The following is a 19,872-nucleotide window of genomic DNA, read 5'->3' on the forward strand; positions in this document are numbered from 1 at the left end:
TATCAGATCCTTTCGGCGTCTGATTCCCAGTCAGCGGGGTTTGTCTTCCGGGCTGTTGGGCCCTTCCGACGAGTGAGACTTTAGCGGATTCCTTGACCCCGAAGCGAATCGGGGCCGGCGTCCGGACTTCGAACGCGGATTCCTCATTTCGCAAAAACGCACGGAAAGCAGAACGGCACGACGAATCGCGGCCGTCAGGCTCGGTGGATCTTGCGGAATGGCTGTCCGGGGCCGACCGGGGTCGGTGCTCACGTCGGACAACTCGGAGGACAGTACGCATCCGGTAAACCCGTGTCAACTTCGGCCCCGCCCGGACTCTCCCCGTCTACCTGGCCGCACCGAGGGGCGGCTTCCGCGGGGCCATCGCCCGGCGAAGTCGGGTGCCGGCGGCGGCCAGCGGCCACAGTCGGCTCGCGGTGTTGCGGAGGGCTATGCCCGCGCTGGTGGCGGGGACCATGAGCGCGGCTGCGGAGGCGACGTTGTTCTGTCGGGGGTCGACGAGGGTTCGGTGGCGGGCCTCGTAGCGGGCGAGGGCGGACCGGTGGTCGGTGGGGGTGGCGGCCAGCTCGTCGGCGAGGGTGCGGGCGCCCGCCATGGCCAGGGTGGAGCCGTCACCGAAGAGGGACACCGAGGAGGCGGCGTCGCCGAGGAGCGTGATCCGGCCGTCGGACCAGCGGTCGATGCGTACGCGACTGACCGAGTCGAACCACAGGTCGTCGGTGGCCCTCGCCCGGTCGAGGAGTTCGGGCACGCGCCAGCCGTCGTCGCGATAGGTGTCGGCGAGGGCCTCCTTGTGCTGGTCGAGGTCGCGGGGCCGGAAGTCAGGGATGCCCGGGTGGCGGAAGATCAGCGCGGCGAGGGCCTGGCCGTGGACGGGGTGGATGGAGGCCATGCGGCCGGGTGCGTTGTGGATGACGACGTCCGTCGGACTGTCGGCCGGCGCGTTCAGGGGCAGGGTCGCCACGTACAGGCCCATGTGCTCGACGAAGCGTTCCTCCGGTCCGAAGGCGAGGCGGCGGGTGGTCGAGTGGAGACCGTCGGCGCCGACGACCAGGTCGAAGCGGCGCGGGGCGGCCTTCTCGAAGGTGACGTCGACGCCGTGGGCGTCCTGGTGCAGGGCGGTGATCGTGTCGCCGAACAGGATCTCGGCGGAGTCGCTGCTCGCCTCCATGAGGATCCTGGCCAGGTCGCTGCGGGTCACCTCCACCTCGCCGCTGCCGGCGGCTCGCTGGAGTGCCCGCATGTTCACGTGCCCCACCCGGCGGCCGGCGGCGTCGACGAAGCTCAGCGCGCCGACGCTGGTGGCGGCCTCGCGGAGCCTGGGCATGACGCCCATGCCCTCGGCCACCGCGATGGCCGGGCCGCGTACGTCCACCGGGTTGCCACTGGAGCGCAGGCCCGGTGCGCGCTCGACGACCGTGGGACGGAAGCCGTGGCGTGCCAGCCAGTGGGCCAGCGTCGTCCCGGCGACGCCGGCGCCGGAGATCAGAACCGTCGGAGAGGTCGTGCCGGTCATCGTTCGCTCCCGTCATCACAGGCGGTCCGCCGGGCTCCCCTGGCGGACTTCGTGACTGTATGACGAATTTCGAAAGTTGGTCAACAGATTCGTGACCAGATTCCAGATCTGGTCATAAGCTGGCCGTGTGACGACTTCGAGCGGACGACTCCGCGACCCGCAGCAGCGCGCCGAGCGCGCCACCGGGATCCTCGACACCGCCGCCGAACTCCTGCTCCGGCACGGCTACCGGCGCGTCTCCATCGACGACGTGGCCGTCGGCGCCGGCATCGGGAAGGGGACCGTCTATCTGCACTGGAAGACTCGTGAGCAGCTCTTCTCCGCCGTCTTCGCCCGTGAGGTCCTCGCCGCCGTCGGCGCGGTGCGCGACGCGCTGCGGGACGATCCGGAGACCTGCCTGCTCGACCGTTTCGCCCGTACGTACTTCCTGGCCGTCCTCGACCGCCCCCTGTTGCGCGGCTTCCTGCTGGCCGATCCCCAGTTGCTCGGCAAGCTGGCCGAGGCCCCCGGCACCGCTCGGGAGGCCCGGCACGCGGACGGGGCCCGCCGCTATGTGGAGCTGCTCGCCCACCACGGTCTGGTCCGCGACGACCTGTCCCCCGGCGAGATCGGCTACGCCTACCAGGCCACCTTCGAGGGCTTCCTCCGTGCCGAGGAAGCTCCCGACGCCGAGGACGCTCTCGACGACACGGAGCGTCGGGCGGATCTGCTCGCCGACGTCGTGCGGCGCTCCCTGGGGGCCGAGCGGACGCCGGTGGGCACGGTGCTGGACGAGACAGCCGGTGCCGTCGCCGGGATTCTGGACGACCTGATCGCCGCCGACCGCGAGGAGCTCGGGATCCCCGAAGTCCCGGCGACGCCGGAGTGACGACGTCGCCGGGTGACGCCGGGGCCGGATCACGCCTCGCAGGTCGGATCGTCGGCGGGGAGGCGTCCGGTACGCAGGTAGGTGTTGACCTGCTGGTCGATGCAGGCGTTGCCGTACTCGCCGTAGAGGCCGTGCTGGCGGGCGCCTGCCACGGTGAGCAGCCGGGAGCTCGGCCACTGGTCGCGCATGGCCTCGGCTCCGGCGTAGAGGGTGCGGGGGTCGCCTGTGGCGTTGACGAGCAGGGCCGGGACGTCGTTGTCGATCACGGTCGGAGCCTCGGCGGGGCGGTCCCAGAACTCGCAGGGGGTGATGTTGTTGGCGAGCGGTCCGACGAGGGGGTAACGCTCGCGGGACCTCTCCACCGCGCGCCAGTAGCTGCCGATGTCGCGGCGCTCGGCCACGTCGCCGCAGACGATCGCGGTCATCTGGCTGGAGGGGGCGGAGCCCGCCCCCGTGAGCAGGAACTCCAGCTGCCCGGAGAGCGCTTCGGACGGCTCCACCGGTTCCCGGTCCGCCGCGCGCGCCAGGAGGCGGACGGTGGCGGCCAGGTCGCCGCGGCGCTCGTCGAGGTCGCTGCCGAGGCCTCCGACGAGGAGGGCGGGGAGGACGTGCTCGTCCAGCACGTGCGTCGTGCCGATCCGCAGCGGCTTCTGCGCGGCGGCGTCGAGGATGTGCTCGACCGTCGCCAGGACCTCGGAGCGCGTCCGGCCCAGGGCGTAGGTGTCGTGGCGCTCGGCGGCCCATGACGCCCAGGCGTGCAGGGCCGCCTGGTTGGCCGCCTCGGCTCCGCGCAGGGGGGTCTGGGTGTAGTGCTGCGGGCTGTTCACGCCGTCGAGCACCATGCGGTCGGTGCGGCCGGGGAAGAGCTGGGTGTAGACCTCGCCGAGGTAGCTGCCGTAGGAGTAGCCGAGGTAGGAGAGGGTGTCCGCGCGGAGGGCGGCGCGGATGACGTCCATGTCGCGGGCGGTGTTGCGGGTGGTGACGTACGGCAGCACGTCGCCGTTCGTACGCTCGCAACGCTCGGCCAGGTCGCGTGCGAGGGCGACCTCCTCGCGGTACGCCGCCCGGTCGGAGCCGGCGGAGCGGAACAGCGCGGATCCGAGGTCCCAGCCGCAGTCCAAGGGGGTGCTCCGGCCGACGAAGCGCGGGTCCATGCCGATCAGGTCGAAGCGGTCGGCGACGTCTCCCATCACCCCCGACTTGGTCAGGGGCATCTGGAGGCCGGGGCCGGCCGGACCGCCGTCGTTCAGCAGGAGCGGGCCGACGCGGTGCGCGGTGTCGGTGGCTTTGAGGCGGGAGATGGCGACGGTGAGGGTGCGGCCGTCGGGCTCGGCGTAGTCGAGCGGCACGGTGATGTCGGCGCACTGGGCACCGGCGGCGTCCAGTGCCTGGCCGACTCCGTCGTCGGCGCCGAGGGTGCAGGCGTGCCAGTCGATGGGCTGGTTGTGGAAGCGGGCCGGGGGGCTGGGAGCGTGGGGTGCGACGGTGGCGGTGCGTGGGGTGCGTGTGGTGGGTGTGGTGGAGTTGTTCGCCTTCGCGGTGGCGGTGGTCGCGGTGGCGGTAGCCGTCGTCGTGGTGGCGGCGAGCGCCACCGCCAGTGCGAGCAATGCCTTGCTGCGTCGGGAGGTTGACATGCTCGAACGCTATGGCGGTGGACACATCGGAATCCTCAGGGACAGCCCCGAAAACGGTCGGGGTTGTACCCCGAAATGGGCTGAGGAGGTGCCCCTGAGGGAGTGGCCGCGGACGGCGGTGGCCGGCGGCTGATCTGCCGGATGCCGGTCGATGTCAGTGGGAGTCCGCAGACTTGGGCGTATGAACACCACCTGCCATGACATCGACAGCTCCGACCGCGTCGAGCTGGTGTGGGTGCCGTCCATGGGCGGGCCTTTGATCGTCGTTCCGGAGTCCGCGGTGAACGCCTGGGAGGGGTGCACGGCGGGCGGGTCCATCAATGGCGATGGCTGGGATGACTATGACCGGGCCTGCGAGGTCGAGGACCGGGTCGGGGTGATCGCCGTGGGCGCCGGCACCGCGCTTGTTCTCTCCGACGAGCCGGCCACGACCTGCTTCCTGCCGGAGAGGCTGTTGTTCGTGCGATGGCTGGCCGCTGACACGGAGGACGAGTTGTTCGAGGCGGCCGAGGCGGTGCTCCTCGATCCGGACGCCGTGTGGGAGGACGGCGGGGTGTGGGTCACCGACGGCCCGGCGTTGTTGATGGATGCTGCTGACGCTGGTGCCGATCTGGAGGCGGGGTGTTCGAGCGGGGGTCGTCCGGAGCGGGCGGTGGTGCGGGTTCCGGCGGGGCGGTGGAGAACGCGCGCGATCCATCAGACGGACGAGTTCCCGTGGGTGGGTGTGGTGCGGCTCGTCCCCGCGGACGGAGATGTCTGAGCATGCGATCTTCTGTGGCGCGTACGAAGGAGCGGTGGGAGCAGCGCGTGGAGAGGCGGTCAGCAGCGGGGGTTCACGGAGGGTCGGGAGAGGCCCTGCTGGTCGACATCAGCCCGGCACAGGTCGTCCGACAGTTCGGGCTCGGGGCCGTCACGTTCAGCCCCCGCGTCCCCGGTGGTCGTCTGCATGCGCCCACGGCCGGATTCCTGTCGGCTGTCGGCTTGCCGGAGAGCAAGTTCTTCTCGCCTCGCCTGGACCTTGAGAGCGAGAGACGTCTCGGCATCGACCACGGTCCGAGGGTCAAGGCGTACTTCGCCAGGTACGGAGCCGAGTGCCCGCCCGAGGCCGAAGGCTGGGAAGTGATCGGCGGTTTCCTGTTCGCCCTCGTCGCGATCGCTCCTGAGAACGGCATGATCTACGCGTTCTCCGAGGGTGAGCCTGATCCACACCTCATGCACGGGGACGTCTCGTCTCTCGTCCACGCCCTGATGGTTCTGGAACGGGGCAGGGCGCACTACCGAGGGCTCGATTTCGACGACGACGCGGGGCGGGGCGCGGTGGTCGCGCGTATGCGACGCGAGATCACTTCTGTCGACCCCACGCCGTTCGTCGACGACGAGGGCGAATGGCCGCGACTTTTCGAGGAGATCGGCTTGGGCATGTGGGGCTGAGGCCGTGGGGTGGTGGTCTTGGCGGACCGCCGAGGCCGATGATTGATGGCCCGCACGGGACTTCGCCGGCTCTGGGAACGGTCGGCTAACGCTGCGCCGCCTCGCGCATCAGGCGGCTGACGGCTTCGTGGTCGACTCTACGCTGCGGCCATGGCGAAGATCAGGTTGAAGAACGACAGCGGGAAGGTGCTTGCGGTCTGGCTCGAGCCGTTGGGTGAGGACTACTGGATGAACCCCGAGGAGGGGTTCATCGTCTCCACCGAAACCGCTCAGAACGAGGGCCCCGACGAAGTGCCTTTCGACGTCGTCTTCCACGAACAGGGTGTCAGCGTGTGGGTGAACGTCGGTCTTGAAGCCGTCGTGCGCGACCAGTCCGGCGCCGAAGTGGACTGCGGGCACCAACGTCCGCTCGAAGTCCTGCGGAAGTGGACGAAGGCAGCCGAAGCCGCAGCCTTGCGAGCCTCCGGCTCGGTCGCTCTCCGCGAGATGACTCTCGGGACCGCTGAGGCCATGCGTCGAGCGCTCACGCAGGCCGAGGCGGCCGTCGAGCAGGCGCGGGAACGTCCGTCATCGCCGTGACCGCGCGCCGGTGGCCACTGGTCACTGGCCACCGGACGAGCCTGGAGGTGCTGGTCCGCTTCGGCGCTGCGGAGCAACGAAAGGCGCACGTGCCGGCCTCGAATGTCGAGGTGGGCGCCTTACCGGGGGAGGTCAGGCGCCGGGGCGTTGTGCCGCTTCAGCGGCTATGCGGTCGAACTGGGCGCCCATCGCGGCGGCCAGTGCCTGCGCGGCGGAGAGGGGGCGGACCATGACGGTGAAGTCGTCGATCTTGCCCTCTTCGTCGAAGTGGAGGAAATCGCAGCCCTGGATCTGTCGCCCGTCGACGGTCGCGGTGAAGACGAGGGCGTGGTCGCGGCCGTCGGGGTTGGCGATCTCGCGGACGTAGGTGAAGTCCTCGAAGACGCGCATGACGCCGCGCAGAATCGCCGCGGTGATCGCCTTGCCCGGGTAGGGCTTGAAGGCAACGGGGCTGGTGAAGACGACGTTCTCGGCGAGGAGGGCCTCCATGGCCGCTTCGTCTCGGTTCTCCACGGCCTTGCGGAAGGGGTGCACGACATCACCTCTAGGCAATTAGTTGATTAGGTGTGTCGGAGGCTATGGGGGCGCGGTGTGGTTGTCCAGTCCCTGCGGGACGAGGCACGGGCTGGCCTGGACTTGTCCGGCCGATCATGCTGCTGGTGAGGCGCTGGCGCTCAGGGAGGCCGTGATGGGTGCCGCCCAGATGAGGCGGACGAATGGCTGGACAGGCTTGGCAGCGCCCTGGCCTGCCCATCGGGTCGCGTCGGCAGGCTGACCTTCTGGCCGCCAGAGCGAGAACTGCCTGCCGCTGAGGTGGTCGATCAGGCATTGACCCATCGGGCGATCGCGTTGTGACACGCGCGTTCAGGTGCGAGGGAGACGTAACCGCGCTTGCCGTAGCGAGTGGCGACCGCCCGGAACTGCTTCACACGGTTGATCGCCCGCTCGACGGTGTTGCGCTTCTTGTAGCGGTCCTCGCCGCAGCCGTGCGGCCGTCCGCCTCGGGCCTTGCGTAGGCGGGCTGCCCCGCTGTCGCAGGTACTCGCGGACGGGGCTGTTGCTGTAGGCCTTGTCGGCCGCAAGGCAGTCGGGCTTCTTGCGTGGTCGTCCCGGGCCCGGTCTGGGGAGTCGGATCTTCTCCAGCACCGCGATGAACTGGGTGCAGTCAGCTCGCTGACCTGGTGTGACGATGAGGGACAGCGGGCGGCAGCGACCGCCCGCGCTCAGGTGGAGCTTGGTGGTGAACCCACCGCGCGAGCGGCCCAGGCCCTCGACTCCAGCACCACCTCCACCAGGCCGGCGTGCAGACTCTGCCACGGCGCTTCGTCCTGATGTTCTCGCTCTTCGGCCCTCTTTGAGCCAGGCGTCGGCGGTGGGTCGGTGCGAGCGCCCGCCGCATGCTGATGCGCCCGCACAATGGTGGCGTCGACCGAGATGTCCCAGTCGATCTCACCCGCTGCATCGGCTGTGGCTTGGACCTGCTGGAGCAGACGCTTCCAGGTGCCGTCGGCCGACCACAGGCGGTGGCGTTCGTAGACGGTCTTCCATCGCCCGAACCGGTCGGGCAGGTCACGCCACGCTGACCGGTGGGAACGGCCGCAGCCGTTCCCGCTCGGTATCACTCAGGTCACCCCGCCCCATGCTCGCATCAACGGCTGGAGCACGCTGGCCTTCACATGGCCGGCACGACACCCTCGTGCTGGGTGTTCTTCGGCCTGGAAAGAAAGATTCGGCGGGTCGGCAGGTCGATTTCCGTGACGACGACGGTGATCTCCTCTCCGGCCTCGAAGGCTTCCACCGGACTCACCGCGGGCCGACCGTCGATCTCTCTGGAGGGGACCAGCCCGACGAACCCGTCTCCGAGCGCGACGAAGACGCCGATGGGAACTGTCTTCTCCACTGTCCCGAGGATTTCCTGACCCACCGCGCGGTCGGCGAAAGCCCGCAGGGGGTCGGGCTCCAGCGCCTTCAAGGACAGTCTGGCCTCCAGGTTGTAGGTGTCGAACTGGAGGAACTCGCACGAGACCCTCTGGCCTACGTGAACGACATCGGTGGGGGCGTCGATGCGCCGCCAGGACAGTTCGGGGATGACGATGAACCCGACACCGGGGAAGAGAGGATGGGCAGGTCCGTCGTCCAGGGCCACGAAGACCCCGAACCGCTCGATCGCCGCAACGGTGCCGGACAAGATGTCGCCGCGGTGCAAGGTCTCCAAAAATGCCCAGAGTTCCGGGCTCTCAGACTGCCAGTCCATACCGTCACCCTGGCACACGACATCGCGGGCCGACTATGACCTCGACAGACTGAAGCCCCGCCGTGTCCCAACAACCGGAACCATGATCGGCCGGCCGAGTCCTGGCTGCACCACTTCAAACAACTCCGCACCCCCCGCTACTCCCTGGCGAACACAGAGCTGTACTCGGCTGCGCTCAGCAACCTCGTCATTGAGCCTTTTCCGACCTGCTCACGAGGTCGGGTTGTTCTGAGCGACGAAGCATGCGTCAGCCGGTCACAGGTCCCGGAGCGCGGGTGTCCTGAGCAGGTCCTCCAGCCCGGCCCACTCGAAGAGGCAGATGGCCAGCACGGCGTTGTCCGTGGGGTCTGGCAGTTCCCACTGATTGCTGAATGAGCGGAATCCGACCTCCTCTCCGTTCTCGACAAGGCGGAGACTGAACGCGCGCGGCACGATCCGGACATCGATCGTGGGTCCTTCATACGTGACCGATCGGCGGGAGCGCCGCAGCGCGGACGTGCCGGTGAAATGGAACGGTTGCCCGTCCGCCTCGCCCTCGAAGCCCTTCCAGATCCGCCACCGCAACGAGAGGGGGTCTGGCACCAGCCGGTGGACCTTGAGGGTGGTCTCCCCGTCCCGCAGGGACACTGTCCAGCTCTCCAACGCGTCGGCGTGGTCCTCCGGACGGGTCCGTGGGCCGCGTTCCCGGATGAGAGTCGCTTCACCGCGGGGAGTGATGCATCTCGTGTAGACCTCGGCAGCGATCGCCGGGTTCCTCCACTCCGCGAACGGCGCTTCTCGACTCACGCGAAAGCTACCCATATGCGCCCCCGGCTGCTCACTTCTTGATGCGATCAACGCCAGTATTGCGGGCGTTACCTCAGAACGCCGTACGGGCGTAGGGCAGGGCGGCGTCGTGCGGTGGTTCTATCCCGTGGGCCCTGGCCCTGCTCCCTCGCGGGCCTGTTCCAGACTCGCCCGCCTCGGCTCTGTGGCCAGGAGCGACGGCGGTCAGGTGATGACGAGCCGCTGTTTTCCGTCGATGAGCTCCCGGACAGCGTCGAGGTGCCCGGCGTGGGTCGCGGTCTCGGTGATGACGTGCAGGACGACTTCGCGGAGGTTGTCGTAGCGCCAGCCGTCGAAGAAGTCCGGCCACCAGAGCGTGGGGGCGTCCGGGTCGGCGCCGGCGAGGATCGCGTCGGAGAGCTCGCTCTCCTTGCGGTACAAGGCGAAGATCTCCTGTGCCGACTTCTCCGGCGCAGGCTTCCAGGCGTCGTCCTCGGAGCCCAGGATCTCATCGATCGCGGCCTGCTCGCCCGCGGCGACAGCGCGGAACCAGAACTTCTCGTCGTCCAGGGCGAGATGGTGCACGAGGCCCAGGCAGGTCCAGCCGGACGGAAGCACCGGGCGCCGAAGCGCTTCGTCATCGAGGCCCTCAAGAATGTCCAGGACGTGCTTGCGCTTGCCGTTCAGGAAGCCCGACAGCGTCGTCATCTCGGTGCCGGCCATTACTTGGCGATCTCCCAGACGTGGCCCGACGGGTCGGCGAAGGTGGCAGTCCGGACGCCCCAGGGCCGGTCCTGAGGACCATTGAGGAGCTTCACACCACGTTCCGCGAGTTTCTCGCACACGGTGTCCACGTCCTCCACCTCGACGGTGATCTGGAAGCGCACGCCGGCCTCGATCCCCGCGACCTTCGAGGGCTCAACCAGTTCACTGGCCTGGGAGGACTTCAGCAGGTTGACCAGGGTGTTGCCGAAGTCGAAAACGACCGAGTCGGCGTCCTCGAAGACCGCCATCAGGCCGAAGACGTCCTCGTAGAACTTCTTCGTCTCCACCAGATCCTCGATGAACAACGTGACGGGGCCGATGCCTTTGAACCAGGGTTCCACGGCTTTGCCTCTCCCTTGAACAAGATCTCGAATGATGTGGACGGCCACACCGTATACGGGGGCGGTGACAATCCGAGTCCGCCGCGGGGACGGCTCCCGCCCGACCAGTGCTACGGCAGCCCTCCGCTTCGTCTTCGACCGGGCCCTACCATCGAGATGTCCGGTTTGATCACGTGATGCCGAGGGTGGCCAGAGGTCGGGTGGCCTCCCGCGGGTGGTGCCGGAGGCCGGCGGCGATGTTGATAGGCCCGGCGAGGCGGAGGGCTCCAAGGGCGAGGTTACGCAGGCCGGCCGTGGCCCGAGGTAGGCGAGGCAGCGCGCGGCGGTGCAGGTCTTGACGCGACGGATCTCGTCGCGGCCGCCGTGCGGTGGCGCGGGTCTTGTCCAGCCGCGGGGACGTCCCGCCAGGGCAGCTTCTTCAGCTGCTGGTGCAGCAGTGGCTGGTTCGCCTTGATCACGGCGATGTCGTGGGCCTGCTTGTCTTCCACCAGGAAGCGTGCGTGGGCGATTTGGGAGTGCAGCGCGTCGAAGGTGACCACAGTGTCGGTCAGGTCGAGCGGGGCAACGAGGGCCGAAAGACGGTGATCTCGATGGTCTTACGGTCCACCTCGCGTTGGGCGGTGACCAGGCCTGCGCCGGTCATAGCGGCGAGCAGGTGGACCTGGGTGCCTTCCGCGCGGCGGGCGCCGCGCACGGTCTTGCCATCCACCGCCGGCGAGCGGCGGGGCCGCTCGGGCTTGCTCGGCGCGACTGGCGGGCTGTCGGGGTCGCGGGCGGCGAGCCAGATGCCGATTGCGGCGTCCAGGGCGTCGCCGTCGACGCGCTGCAGAACCCGACGGACCGTGGCCTCGGCCGGCGCGGTGGGACCGGACGGCTCCCGGGGCGGGCCGCCGAGAGCAGTGAGCACGGCGGGCGGTGCGTCGACGGCCCACTCCGCGATCGCTGCAAGCGACTTCGCCCCAGCCAGGAAACTGCTGCGTCCGGGCCGGCACCATCAGCCTCTTTGCCGTCCTCGAGGTCGCCGCCTACTGACGACGAGGCTCTGACCCGGATCACTAGAACATGGTGTTGTCGTTCTTGGACGTGGGCGGGATGGCCTGGAGGACGTCCCAGTGTTCGACGATCTTGCCGTGGGCATCGAAGCGGAAGATGTCGATGCCCGCGTACTCCTCGTCGGGCCAGGTCTGGTGGCAGTGCAGGATCACGTGGTCGCCTTCGGCGAAGGCTCGCTTGAAGGCGACGCGCTTGCCCGGGTACTCGGCGGCCATGCGTTCGAAGTAGTCGATGAACGCCTGCTTGCCGTCGGCGACGTGGGGATTGTGCTGGATGTACGCATCGCCGGCGAACCGGTCGATCGCCTCCGCCGGACGGCACTGGTTGAACATCAAGTCGTAGAACGCCTTGGCCGCGGCCTTGTTCTTCTCCGGGTCGCTCATGGTGCCACCGTAGGGTCGGGTGCCGGGTCCGGCACGGTGGGTGCGGCGAGCAGGTGTCGGGAGGTGTCAGAACGGGCCATTGGGGTGCGAGAGGCCGACGGGGCGGGGTGCGTGCCGTGGAGGGCGGCTCGTGCTGTGCGCTCGCCGGGCTGGTGGTCGTGACGGTGGGATGTGCGGTGACGTCCGTGGAGGCGGGGTGGTGGGCTGGGCCTGTCCGTGTGCGCAGACCGACCGACAAGCCCTCATGGTGCCTGCTCCGCCGCCGGGCGCAGGAGGACACCAGGTCCGAGCTGTGCTTCACCCCGGCCTACGCCCGCTTCGGGCCGCTGCGGCCGTTCGCCCTGGCCGCCTCCCACCGCCGCAGCCTGACCGACCGCGAGCCGGAGTGCCGGAGGTCAGGAGGCGGTCGGCTCGATCTCTCCCGCGAAGACGATGACCTGGTCGATCAGGCTCCGCCGCAGGTGCACGACGTCCGTTCCCGCCAGGCGGGGGCCGCCAGCCGGCGTGGTGAAGACCCACTGGTACCGGGCCCATTCGTCGGGCATGTCCACCGCCGAGCAGCGCACCATCGTGCCGGTTCCCGCGGGGTGGCGCCGGATGTCCAGCACGAACCGTTCGACCGCCGCGATTCCTTCGATGCGACCCAACGGCCCCCAGAAGACCACGTCCGGGGTCAGGGCCTGGGAGAGCAGGGCAGTCACATAGCTGTCATCCGAGGCGTTGAACGCGGAGATGAACGTGTCGATCGCGGAGCGTGCCGTCTCTTCCTGCATGCCCCAGTAATACCAGCCGTCGCTCGTGCGCTCGTCCCGCGAGCCGCCTTCCGATCACGGTGGGCCGGCGCTGGTCGGCGGTGTCCCCGCGGTCCAGGGCGCTCGGATCCTCGACACGGTTCGCGGGCGCTGCGCACGCTGATTCGTGGTCAGGCTTCGGCGTCGTGCAGGCCGGTGGTGACGACGATCGCGGCGACGTCGCCGGTTCTGGTGCGGCCCAGCCAGACGACGCCGCCGCTCTCGGCGGTGAAGGTGACCAGGTCGGCTTGGTGGGACTCGTCGCGGACCTGCTCGCCGTCGTGGGGCAGCCGCTCGGTGTCGCGTGGGGCGGGGGTGCCGTCCACGTACGTGCGGAAGGGTGCGGACAGGCTGGTCCAGGCGGCGGCGTCCGCGAAGCAGCCGACGTTGGCGTCGGAGGCGAAGCGGAGGGTCCCGCCCGGCTGGAGGCGGTCGACGTCGTCGTCGACGCCGAGGCCCATCTCCCAGGCGACCACCGGCTCGTCGTCGATGCGCAGGCGCGTCGCGGCGCACTCGATGCCCTCGAAGTGCCGGCCGAAGAACTCGTACGGGCCGGCCGTCCACGCGACCTCCACGCGGTGGACGCCCGGGGGGATGCCGACCGCCAGTTCGCGGGGCGGGCGCGTCGGCAGCCCGCGCTCGTACCGCCGGGCATCGTCGTCGTCCCAGGGTGCGTCGACGACGAGGCGGCCGCTGGGGACGCGCAGGGTGGCCACTTCCTCGACCCTCGTCACGACGACGGGAGTCGTCGGATCGTCGTACACCGTGCCGAGACGGGCGCCGGGCGTGAAGGCCGCCTCCAGGTATCGGGCCGCGTCCGCGCCGGCCGCCAGCCGAGGGTCGCCGACCCACGTCATGACTCACTCCCCCTCCTCGCCGCCCGGTCGGGCGTGCCCGTGCCCACAACGTACCGAGTCGGCCGGCCTCGGCCAGGGTCACCCCGCCTCCGACCCGGGTCGTACGGTCCCGGCGGGGGTTGCGACCGTGGGAGGACGCGCGGGTCCGGAGCGGGAACGTAGCGTCCTCGGCATGAGCAAAATGATCCGGGCGGCCGCCGCCGCCCTCCTCGCCTGCGCGGTCGCGTTACCGGCCGCCACCACTGCCTCCGCCGCCACGGCGCCGCCCGTTCCTTCCGAACTGTCCGCTCCTTCGCGGACCGTGACCATCGCTCCCGACCGGGGCGACGAGCGTCTGCGGATGCCGGCGCCCACCGGGCCGTACGGGGTGGGGAGTTCGGTGCTGCACCTCGTGGACCGGTCCCGGACCGATCCGTGGGTGCCGACGGCCGACGGCCGCGAACTCATGGTCACGCTGCACTACCCCGCGGCCCATCCGGGGCGGCCCGCGCGGTATGCCACGCAGGACGAGGCCCGGCTGCTGCTCGACGCCGTGTCGGTCGACGACCCGGCGCTGGAGCGCCAGGTGGCGCGGGCCCGCACGTACAGCGCGGTGGACGTGCGTCCCGCACCGGGGCGTCACCCGCTGGTGGTGCTGTCGCCGGGCTTCGGCATGGCGCGGTACACGCTCACCAGCCTCGCCGAGGACCTCGCCTCCCGCGGCTATGTCGTGGCCTCGCTCGACCACGCCTACGAGTCGTCCGGCACGTCCGTCCCGGACGGGCGCACCCTGACCTGTGTCGCCTGCACCGTGATGCAGGAGTCCGGCTGGTCCAAGGGGCGGCTGGTGACCGGGACCCGCGCCGATGACACCCGGTTCGTCCTGGACCGACTGACCGGGGCGCGGCCCGCCTGGAAGTACGCGGCCTCCATCGACGCGAGCCGGATCGGCATGGCCGGGCACTCGGTCGGCGGCGCGAGCGCGCTTCCCGCCATGGCCGCCGACCGGCGCATCGACGCCGGGGTGAACATGGACGGCACCTTCTGGGACACCCTGCCCACCGACGGGCTCGGCGATCGTCCCTTCCTGCTGCTGGGGGCCGACCAGTACCACCGGCCGAACGGTGGGGACGCGTCGTGGGACTCCACCTGGAAGGGGCTGAGCGGCGACAGGTACTGGCTGACCTTCGACCGTGCCGACCACCTCGGCTTCACCGACGCGCCCGTACTCCTCCGCCACCTCGGTCTCCCCCATGGCGACCTCGCGGCCGAGCGGGCGGTGGCGCTGACGCGCACGTACATCGCTGCCTTCTTCGACGAGCACCTGCGGGACAGGGAGCAGCCGCTGCTCGACGGGCCGGATCCGGCGCACCCGGAGGTCGTCTTCCACCGTCCCTGAGACGAGTGCGGACGAGCGGCACACCGGGCGGGTCCGGGGCCACCGGGCCCGCCCTGCGCCGTCGTCACCGGCCTCGTCTGTCGTCGCAAGGCTTTCCCTCGTCTGTCGTCCCGAGGGTTTCCCTCGTCTCACTCAGGGGATCAACCTCCTTACCTGTCACGGGAGTTGTGGTGACACCGAAGGTGTGAGGGGGGACGGTCATGGCGAGTGGGGCGGATCTGGCGGCGGCCGTGGTGGACCTGGTCGCGCAGGCCGGGAGCGCGGCGCTGACCGGGGCCGGTGGCGCGGTCGGCGGCATGGCCGTCGAGCTGGTGCGCGGCCGGCTCAGCGGTGTCGCTCAGGGGCCGGAGGCGCTGGCCGCGGTCGAGCAGGCGCCGGACGACGCCGACGCGCGGGGGCGGCTGCGGGCGAAGCTGGCGGAGGTACTGGCGGAGGACCCGGCGTTCGCCGCGTATCTGGCGAGCGTGCTGGCTCCGCCCAGGCCGACGCATCCGCCCACGACCGTCGGCAGCATCCACATCGACCGCAACGCCCGGGCCCGCGGCACCTTCGTCCTGGGCGACCAGGCGATCACGAGGATCCGCAAGGGGGATCCCGTGGCGGTCGTCTCCCTCGTGGCCGTGGTCGTCGTGCTCGCGCTGGCGCTCTACGGGCTCGCCGGCCTCGTCGGAGGCGACGGGGAGGGCGAGGGCGGCCGGGGGTGGTCCGGGTCCGGGGGCGGGGTCACCGTCCTCAAGGACCCGGAGACGGTCAAGGCGGTCCTGCCCGACCTGCACAGCATGCCGACCGGATGGACGATCGCCTCGGAGCCTTCCGTCCTCGTGGGAGAGGCGGCCTGCGCGGACGTGGACCGGTCGTGCGACGGCGTCCTGAGCGTGGCTCAGTCGTCGTTCCACGACCAGTTCGACCAGTCCGCGAACTTCGGGGTGGTCGCCTGCGGCTCGGTCGAGGACGCGCGGCGGGTCTACAAGGAACTCCTCGCGGAGCCCCAGGCGAACAGCGAGGCCAAGCCGCTGGCCGTTCCCGCCCTCGGCCAGGAGTCGGCGGCCTTCGAGATCTCTCAGGGGATGGGGCAGGCGATCGCCCGGGTGGGCACCACCCTCGTCTTCGTCGAGGAGAAGGGCAGCAACTCCGACTACCAGGTAGAGACGCTGGAGAAACTGCTGCGGATGGCGGCGGCCCGCGCCCAGGAGGCGCAGGACGGCCGCACACCCGGCGCGTCCGCCGGGTAGCGGCTCGATCGCCGGGTAGCGGCTCGTCCGCGTGTCAGGCCGTCTCGGCGAGGGTCGCGTCGAGGCGGTCCAGGACGTGGGGCCAGCCCTTCCCCATGCCCTCGTACGCCTGTCGGCCCATCGGGGAGTCGAGGTCGAAGCCGGCGTGGGTGAGGACGAGCAGCGTGCCGTCGCCCTGCGGGTGGAGCGTCCAGGTGATGGTGGTGTCGAGGGTTCCCTCGGCGAAGCGGTAGGCGAGGAGGCGCTCGTCCTCGACGGCGGTCACCTCGCAGGGCTGGCTGCCGAAGGTGCCCATGTCGAGGGTGAAGCGGTGCCCGACGACGGGCTTGATGTCGCCGGCGGCCCACCAGCGGGCGTGCAGTTCGGGGTCGGTCAGGGCCTTCCACACCGCCGCCGGGGGGTGGGGCAGGGACTTCTCGCAGGTGAGGGTGTCGGTGTGGGTCATTCCTTGTGTCCTTGTTCTTCGTCGAGGAGGGCGGACAGGGCGTCCATGCGCTGCTGCCAGTAGTGCTCGAAGGGGTGCAGCCACTCGCTCACCTCGGCCAGCCGGGCCGGTTCGAGGTGGTAGAAGCGGTGCCGGCCGCGCGGTTCCTCGCGCACCAGTCCGGCGGTCCGGAGCACCGCCAGGTGCTCGGAGACCGCCGGTCTCCCGAGTTCGAACAGGCCGGCCAGTTCGCCCGTGGAGCGGGGGCCCTCGCGCAGGCTCTCCAGCAGTCTGCGGCGCACCGGGTTGGCGAGCACGCCGAACACGTCGGTAGGCATGACACGAGTATGCGTCGGAAGATTCCGACGCGTCAAGAATCTCCGACGCGTTCGCGGGGCGAGGCTTCTTCTCCGACCACGGCGGGTGCGGTGGGCTCGGGCAGGGAGCGGAAGAGGAGCCAGCTCAGGGCGGGCATGGCGATCAGGGGGGTCAGGGCGGTCCGGAGGGAGGTGGAGTCGGCCAGGTGTCCCAGGAGCGGGCCGACGAGGCCGCCGATGCTGACGGTGAGGCCGAGGGTGACGCCGCCCGCGGTGCCGATGCGGGAGGGCAGGTAGTCCTGGCCGAGCGTGACCTGGAGGGAGAAGGGGACGTACAGGCCGGCCGAGGTGAGGGCCACGCAGAGGAACATGGCCGGACCCGGCGCGTGGATCACACCGGCGACGGCGGCGATCGAGAGCAGGTAGGACCAGCGGCAGACCCGGACCCGGTCGTAGCGGTCGGCCAGGGCTCCGCCGAGGACCGAGCCGACCGCGCCGCCCGCGAACAGCAGGAAGAGGGCGAGCGTTCCCGCGGCGGAGCTGCCGGTGCGCTGCCGGGCGTAGAGGGCGACGAAGGTGCTCAGGCCGGTGAAGACGACGGAGCGGAGGACGACCGCCAGGGACAGCTTCACGAACGAGGTCACGTCGTCGGCGCCCCGGCTCGCGCGCGCTGTGGTGGTACCGCCCCGAGGCCGGGCGTACAGCTGGAGTACGGGCACGGTCAGGGCGGCGCCGACGAGCGCGGGCAGGGCCAGGACCGGCGTCCAGCGCAGCGAGCCGAGGCCGATCGCGGCGGCCACCAGGAGCGGGGCGAGCGCGAAGCCGATGTTGCCGCCGAGGGAGAACCAGCCCATCGCGCGGTGGCTGCCCCGACTCGCCAGGCGCGCCACCCGGGCGGACTCCGGGTGGTAGGCGGCCACGCCGATGCCGGAGACCGCCACGAAGACCAGGGTCAGGGCGTACGAGTCGGCCAGGCCGCTCAGCGCGATGCCCACGCCGCTCAGCAGGGTGCTCACGGGCAGCAGCCACGGCATCGGCAGGCGGTCGGTGAGCGCGCCGAACAGCGGCTGCGCCACCGACGACAGCAGGGACGCGGCCAGCACGATGCCGGAGGCGACCGCGTAGGTGTAGTCCCGTTCGGCCACGAAGAACGGGATCAGCGCCGCGACGGCGCCCTGGTAGATGTCGACGCAGGCGTGGCCCACGGCCAGTAAGGGGATCGAGGTGTTCTTTCGCACCCGCCCCATCCTCGGAGAGGCGGCCGGTGTCGTGCTTTCGCTAGATTGCCAGGTGATGCAGAAGATCCGCCACACTCCTGTCGCGCCGACCCGGACCCAACGCCTCCCGTCCGGCGGCGAGATCGACGCGCACCGCCATGACGACCACCAGATCGCCTACGCCAGCCAGGGCACCATCGCGGTCACGACCGACGCCGGCTCGTGGGTCGCCCCCGCCACGCGCGCGATCTGGATCCCGGCGGGCACCGTCCACCAGCACCAGGCGCACGGCGAGCTCGACCTCCACCTCGTGGGCCTGCCCACCACGGAGAATCCGCTCGGCCTCGACACACCGGCCGTCCTCGCCGTCAGTCCCCTGCTGCGGGAACTCATCGTCGCCTACACGCGCACCCCGGGGGACGGCAGCCCGCCGCACCTCCGGCTGCGCGCCGTCCTGCTCGACCAGCTGAGGGTCTCCCCCGAACAGCCCCTGCACCTGCCGACGCCCACCGGCCCGCTGCTCCGGGAACTCCACGACATCCTGCGCGCCGACCCCGCGGACAACCGCTCGCTCGACGAACTCGGCCGGCAGATCGGTGCCAGCGCCCGCACCCTCTCGCGCCGCCTCCGCGCCGAGCTCGGCCTCTCGTACCCGCAGTGGCGCACCCAGATCCGGCTCCACCACGCCCTGATCCTGCTGGCCGAGGACACGCCCGTCACCGCCGTCGCGCACCGGTGCGGCTGGTCCTCCGCCAGCACCTTCATCGACGTCTTCCGCCGCGCCTTCGGACACACGCCAGGATCACGGCGGACGGAAGGGTGAACGGCCCGGTCCGCCCGCACCGCCGAGGGGCGAAAACTCCTGCTCGGTCGTCTCCGTGCGGCTCCCGGCGGCGGGTCAGCCGGCCAGGCCGCCGTTGCTCTTGAGGAGTTGCCCGTTGATCCACTGGCCTTCCGGCGAGCAGAGGAAGTCGACGAGGTGCGCCGTGTCCCGCGGCGTGCCCAGGCGGCCCAGCGGGGTGTGGCTCAGCACCTGTTCCCGGACGGTGTCGGACATCCAGCCGGTGTCCACCGGGCCCGGGTTGACGACATTGGCCGTGATGCCGAGGTGGGCGAGTTCGTGGGCGGCGGCCAGGGTGATGCGGTCCAAGGCGCCCTTGCTGGCTCCGTAGGGCAGGTTGCCGACGGTGTGGTCGCTGGTGAGGCTGATGATCCGTCCCGATCCCGGGGTACCGGCGAAGCGCCGGCCGTACTCGCGGATCAGCAGCCAGGTGGCGCGCGCGTTCACGGCGAAGTGGCGGTCGAAGCTCTCCAGGGTCGTGTCGAGGAGTCCGGAGTCGACCGACTCGCAGTGGCACATCACCAGGGCCGTGACGCCGCCCAGGCGCTTCTCGACCTCGTCGAAGACGCGCTCCGGGGCGTCCGGGTCCGCGAGGTCCGCCTCCACCGCCACCGTGCCGGCGCCCCGCTCCGCGAGGGCCCGGCCGATGGCGTCCGCCGCGTCGGCCTCGGCGCCCCACGCCATACGGGCGTCGTAGGGCGTCCAGTACGTGTAGGCCACGTCCCAGCCGGTGCGGGCCAGCCGCAGCGCCACGCCCGCGCCGATGCCGACGGTGCGGCCGACGCCGGTCACCAGGGCGACCGGGCGTGGGGTGTCGGACCTGGTCTGCTCGTCTGGATGCGTCACGGCGCCATGGTCGGATCCGCGACGCGATCCGGGCAAGTGGATTTCCGTGACAGCGGCGGGGATCGAGCGACCTCGGCGCCGCTCAGTCGGCGAGCAGCGCCTCCACCGTCGAGACCGGATCCCATGCGGGGTCGAGGCCGGTGAGCCGTTCGGCGATCCGGCGCCAGGCCGTCGGGGCCGTGCCGGGTCCGGTGCGTACGAGCTCCGCGAGCGCGGCGCGGGCCTCGGCGGCCTGGGGCGGTGCGTCCGTGCGGCGGGCGGCGGCGCCCAGGTAGGCGAGCAGCGGGGCGGGGCGGGGGGCGCCGCGGGGGAGGGGGGGGGGGTGGGGGTTGTGACCCCCGGGCAGAACCGCAACCCAGGGGGGGGGGGGCGCGACGGCC

At 70.8% G+C, this 19,872-nt stretch carries 22 protein-coding genes and 2 pseudogenes; 7 read left to right on the forward strand and 17 right to left on the reverse strand.

Annotation, left to right across the window (positions count from 1 at the left end):
* Positions 1–325: 325 nt before the first annotated feature.
* Positions 326–1,516, reverse strand: a complete 1,191-nt coding sequence (locus ACFW1I_RS27045; RefSeq protein ID WP_384674710.1) for an FAD-dependent monooxygenase — start codon at positions 1,514–1,516, stop codon at positions 326–328.
* 127 nt (positions 1,517–1,643) lie between these two features.
* Between ACFW1I_RS27045 and ACFW1I_RS27050 the strand changes: the two genes are divergently transcribed.
* Positions 1,644–2,384 carry a TetR/AcrR family transcriptional regulator gene (locus ACFW1I_RS27050; protein WP_384674712.1) on the forward strand — a complete coding sequence of 247 codons (741 nt, stop codon included), beginning with the start codon at positions 1,644–1,646 and terminating at the stop codon, positions 2,382–2,384.
* Positions 2,385–2,413: 29 nt separating this feature from the next.
* Here ACFW1I_RS27050 and ACFW1I_RS27055 read toward each other — a convergent pair whose 3' ends face one another.
* On the reverse strand, positions 2,414–4,018 hold the full coding sequence (locus ACFW1I_RS27055; RefSeq protein ID WP_384674714.1) for an alpha/beta hydrolase: 1,605 nt from the start codon (positions 4,016–4,018) through the stop codon (positions 2,414–2,416).
* A gap of 181 nt (positions 4,019–4,199) precedes the next feature.
* Between ACFW1I_RS27055 and ACFW1I_RS27060 the strand changes: the two genes are divergently transcribed.
* The 3 genes from ACFW1I_RS27060 (at position 4,200) to ACFW1I_RS27070 (ending at position 6,028) form a co-directional block, all read left to right on the forward strand.
* Complete coding sequence (locus ACFW1I_RS27060; RefSeq protein WP_384674716.1) at positions 4,200–4,778, forward strand: Imm21 family immunity protein; 579 nt, start codon at positions 4,200–4,202, stop codon at positions 4,776–4,778.
* Between the two features lie 14 nt (positions 4,779–4,792).
* Positions 4,793–5,449, forward strand: a complete 657-nt coding sequence (locus ACFW1I_RS27065) for an SUKH-4 family immunity protein (protein ID WP_384674718.1) — start codon at positions 4,793–4,795, stop codon at positions 5,447–5,449.
* Positions 5,450–5,599: 150 nt separating this feature from the next.
* Positions 5,600–6,028: a hypothetical protein gene (locus ACFW1I_RS27070; RefSeq protein WP_384674720.1), complete on the forward strand. Its 429-nt coding sequence runs from the start codon at positions 5,600–5,602 to the stop codon at positions 6,026–6,028.
* Between the two features lie 132 nt (positions 6,029–6,160).
* On the opposite strand, the gene ACFW1I_RS27075 is transcribed toward ACFW1I_RS27070, so the two are convergent.
* The 10 genes and pseudogenes from ACFW1I_RS27075 to ACFW1I_RS27120 all read right to left on the reverse strand — a co-directional run bounded on the left by ACFW1I_RS27075 (position 6,161) and on the right by ACFW1I_RS27120 (position 13,237).
* Positions 6,161–6,562 (reverse strand): nuclear transport factor 2 family protein, encoded by a 402-nt coding sequence (locus ACFW1I_RS27075; RefSeq protein WP_384674722.1) that lies wholly within the window; start codon positions 6,560–6,562, stop codon positions 6,161–6,163.
* 287 nt (positions 6,563–6,849) lie between these two features.
* A pseudogene (locus ACFW1I_RS27080) lies at positions 6,850–7,669 on the reverse strand (IS5 family transposase).
* Between the two features lie 31 nt (positions 7,670–7,700).
* On the reverse strand, positions 7,701–8,282 hold the full coding sequence (locus ACFW1I_RS27085) for a S1 RNA-binding domain-containing protein (protein WP_384674724.1): 582 nt from the start codon (positions 8,280–8,282) through the stop codon (positions 7,701–7,703).
* A gap of 255 nt (positions 8,283–8,537) precedes the next feature.
* Positions 8,538–9,068: a hypothetical protein gene (locus ACFW1I_RS27090; RefSeq protein ID WP_384674726.1), complete on the reverse strand. Its 531-nt coding sequence runs from the start codon at positions 9,066–9,068 to the stop codon at positions 8,538–8,540.
* Positions 9,069–9,272: 204 nt separating this feature from the next.
* Positions 9,273–9,770 carry a DinB family protein gene (locus ACFW1I_RS27095; RefSeq protein WP_384674728.1) on the reverse strand — a complete coding sequence of 166 codons (498 nt, stop codon included), beginning with the start codon at positions 9,768–9,770 and terminating at the stop codon, positions 9,273–9,275.
* Complete coding sequence (locus ACFW1I_RS27100) at positions 9,770–10,153, reverse strand: VOC family protein (protein WP_384674730.1); 384 nt, start codon at positions 10,151–10,153, stop codon at positions 9,770–9,772. The genes ACFW1I_RS27095 and ACFW1I_RS27100 overlap by 1 nt, the downstream gene beginning before the upstream one ends.
* A gap of 547 nt (positions 10,154–10,700) precedes the next feature.
* Entirely contained in the window at positions 10,701–11,120 is a 420-nt protein-coding gene (locus ACFW1I_RS27105; RefSeq protein ID WP_384674785.1) for a transposase family protein, read from the reverse strand.
* Between the two features lie 88 nt (positions 11,121–11,208).
* Positions 11,209–11,589 carry a nuclear transport factor 2 family protein gene (locus ACFW1I_RS27110; RefSeq protein WP_384674732.1) on the reverse strand — a complete coding sequence of 127 codons (381 nt, stop codon included), beginning with the start codon at positions 11,587–11,589 and terminating at the stop codon, positions 11,209–11,211.
* Between the two features lie 395 nt (positions 11,590–11,984).
* Positions 11,985–12,362 carry a nuclear transport factor 2 family protein gene (locus ACFW1I_RS27115; RefSeq protein ID WP_384674734.1) on the reverse strand — a complete coding sequence of 126 codons (378 nt, stop codon included), beginning with the start codon at positions 12,360–12,362 and terminating at the stop codon, positions 11,985–11,987.
* Positions 12,363–12,511: 149 nt separating this feature from the next.
* Complete coding sequence (locus ACFW1I_RS27120; protein ID WP_384674736.1) at positions 12,512–13,237, reverse strand: DUF4241 domain-containing protein; 726 nt, start codon at positions 13,235–13,237, stop codon at positions 12,512–12,514.
* Positions 13,238–13,409: 172 nt separating this feature from the next.
* Here ACFW1I_RS27120 and ACFW1I_RS27125 point away from each other — a divergent pair, with 172 nt between their 5' ends.
* Complete coding sequence (locus tag ACFW1I_RS27125) at positions 13,410–14,615, forward strand: alpha/beta hydrolase family protein (RefSeq protein WP_384674738.1); 1,206 nt, start codon at positions 13,410–13,412, stop codon at positions 14,613–14,615.
* Positions 14,616–14,815: 200 nt separating this feature from the next.
* Positions 14,816–15,847, forward strand: a complete 1,032-nt coding sequence (locus ACFW1I_RS27130) for a hypothetical protein (RefSeq protein ID WP_384674740.1) — start codon at positions 14,816–14,818, stop codon at positions 15,845–15,847.
* Positions 15,848–15,881: 34 nt separating this feature from the next.
* Here ACFW1I_RS27130 and ACFW1I_RS27135 read toward each other — a convergent pair whose 3' ends face one another.
* From ACFW1I_RS27135 to ACFW1I_RS27145, 3 genes are read right to left on the reverse strand one after another with little or no spacing between them, the layout of a single operon-like run.
* Positions 15,882–16,292, reverse strand: coding sequence for an SRPBCC domain-containing protein (locus tag ACFW1I_RS27135; protein ID WP_384674742.1), 411 nt, complete (start codon positions 16,290–16,292; stop codon positions 15,882–15,884).
* Positions 16,289–16,609: an ArsR/SmtB family transcription factor gene (locus ACFW1I_RS27140; protein WP_384674744.1), complete on the reverse strand. Its 321-nt coding sequence runs from the start codon at positions 16,607–16,609 to the stop codon at positions 16,289–16,291. Before ACFW1I_RS27140 ends, ACFW1I_RS27135 begins: the two co-directional genes overlap by 4 nt.
* Positions 16,610–16,641: 32 nt before the next feature.
* Positions 16,642–17,826, reverse strand: a complete 1,185-nt coding sequence (locus ACFW1I_RS27145; protein ID WP_384674747.1) for an MFS transporter — start codon at positions 17,824–17,826, stop codon at positions 16,642–16,644.
* A 55-nt stretch (positions 17,827–17,881) separates the two neighbouring features.
* Here ACFW1I_RS27145 and ACFW1I_RS27150 point away from each other — a divergent pair, with 55 nt between their 5' ends.
* Positions 17,882–18,628, forward strand: coding sequence for an AraC family transcriptional regulator (locus tag ACFW1I_RS27150; RefSeq protein ID WP_384674749.1), 747 nt, complete (start codon positions 17,882–17,884; stop codon positions 18,626–18,628).
* A gap of 75 nt (positions 18,629–18,703) precedes the next feature.
* On the opposite strand, the gene ACFW1I_RS27155 is transcribed toward ACFW1I_RS27150, so the two are convergent.
* Positions 18,704–19,492 carry an SDR family oxidoreductase gene (locus ACFW1I_RS27155; protein ID WP_384674751.1) on the reverse strand — a complete coding sequence of 263 codons (789 nt, stop codon included), beginning with the start codon at positions 19,490–19,492 and terminating at the stop codon, positions 18,704–18,706.
* Between the two features lie 82 nt (positions 19,493–19,574).
* Positions 19,575–19,872, reverse strand: a pseudogene (locus ACFW1I_RS27160) (hypothetical protein); the annotation flags it as partial.

Source organism: Streptomyces sp. NPDC058955, from assembly GCF_042741435.1.
GTDB lineage: Bacteria > Actinomycetota > Actinomycetes > Streptomycetales > Streptomycetaceae > Streptomyces.

Excerpts from the sequence above, each read along its gene's own strand:
- ACFW1I_RS27045 (WP_384674710.1), bottom strand. The coding sequence starts at position 1,516 with ATGACCGGCACGACCTCTCCGACGGTTCTGATCTCCGGCGCCGGCGTC.
- ACFW1I_RS27055 (WP_384674714.1), bottom strand. The coding sequence starts at position 4,018 with ATGTCAACCTCCCGACGCAGCAAGGCATTGCTCGCACTGGCGGTGGCG.
- ACFW1I_RS27060 (WP_384674716.1), top strand. The coding sequence starts at position 4,200 with ATGAACACCACCTGCCATGACATCGACAGCTCCGACCGCGTCGAGCTG.
- ACFW1I_RS27070 (WP_384674720.1), top strand. The coding sequence starts at position 5,600 with ATGGCGAAGATCAGGTTGAAGAACGACAGCGGGAAGGTGCTTGCGGTC.
- ACFW1I_RS27085 (WP_384674724.1), bottom strand. The coding sequence starts at position 8,282 with ATGGACTGGCAGTCTGAGAGCCCGGAACTCTGGGCATTTTTGGAGACC.
- ACFW1I_RS27095 (WP_384674728.1), bottom strand. The coding sequence starts at position 9,770 with ATGGCCGGCACCGAGATGACGACGCTGTCGGGCTTCCTGAACGGCAAG.
- ACFW1I_RS27110 (WP_384674732.1), bottom strand. The coding sequence starts at position 11,589 with ATGAGCGACCCGGAGAAGAACAAGGCCGCGGCCAAGGCGTTCTACGAC.
- ACFW1I_RS27115 (WP_384674734.1), bottom strand. The coding sequence starts at position 12,362 with ATGCAGGAAGAGACGGCACGCTCCGCGATCGACACGTTCATCTCCGCG.
- ACFW1I_RS27120 (WP_384674736.1), bottom strand. The coding sequence starts at position 13,237 with ATGACGTGGGTCGGCGACCCTCGGCTGGCGGCCGGCGCGGACGCGGCC.
- ACFW1I_RS27125 (WP_384674738.1), top strand. The coding sequence starts at position 13,410 with ATGAGCAAAATGATCCGGGCGGCCGCCGCCGCCCTCCTCGCCTGCGCG.
- ACFW1I_RS27130 (WP_384674740.1), top strand. The coding sequence starts at position 14,816 with ATGGCGAGTGGGGCGGATCTGGCGGCGGCCGTGGTGGACCTGGTCGCG.
- ACFW1I_RS27135 (WP_384674742.1), bottom strand. The coding sequence starts at position 16,292 with ATGACCCACACCGACACCCTCACCTGCGAGAAGTCCCTGCCCCACCCC.
- ACFW1I_RS27140 (WP_384674744.1), bottom strand. The coding sequence starts at position 16,609 with ATGCCTACCGACGTGTTCGGCGTGCTCGCCAACCCGGTGCGCCGCAGA.
- ACFW1I_RS27150 (WP_384674749.1), top strand. The coding sequence starts at position 17,882 with ATGCAGAAGATCCGCCACACTCCTGTCGCGCCGACCCGGACCCAACGC.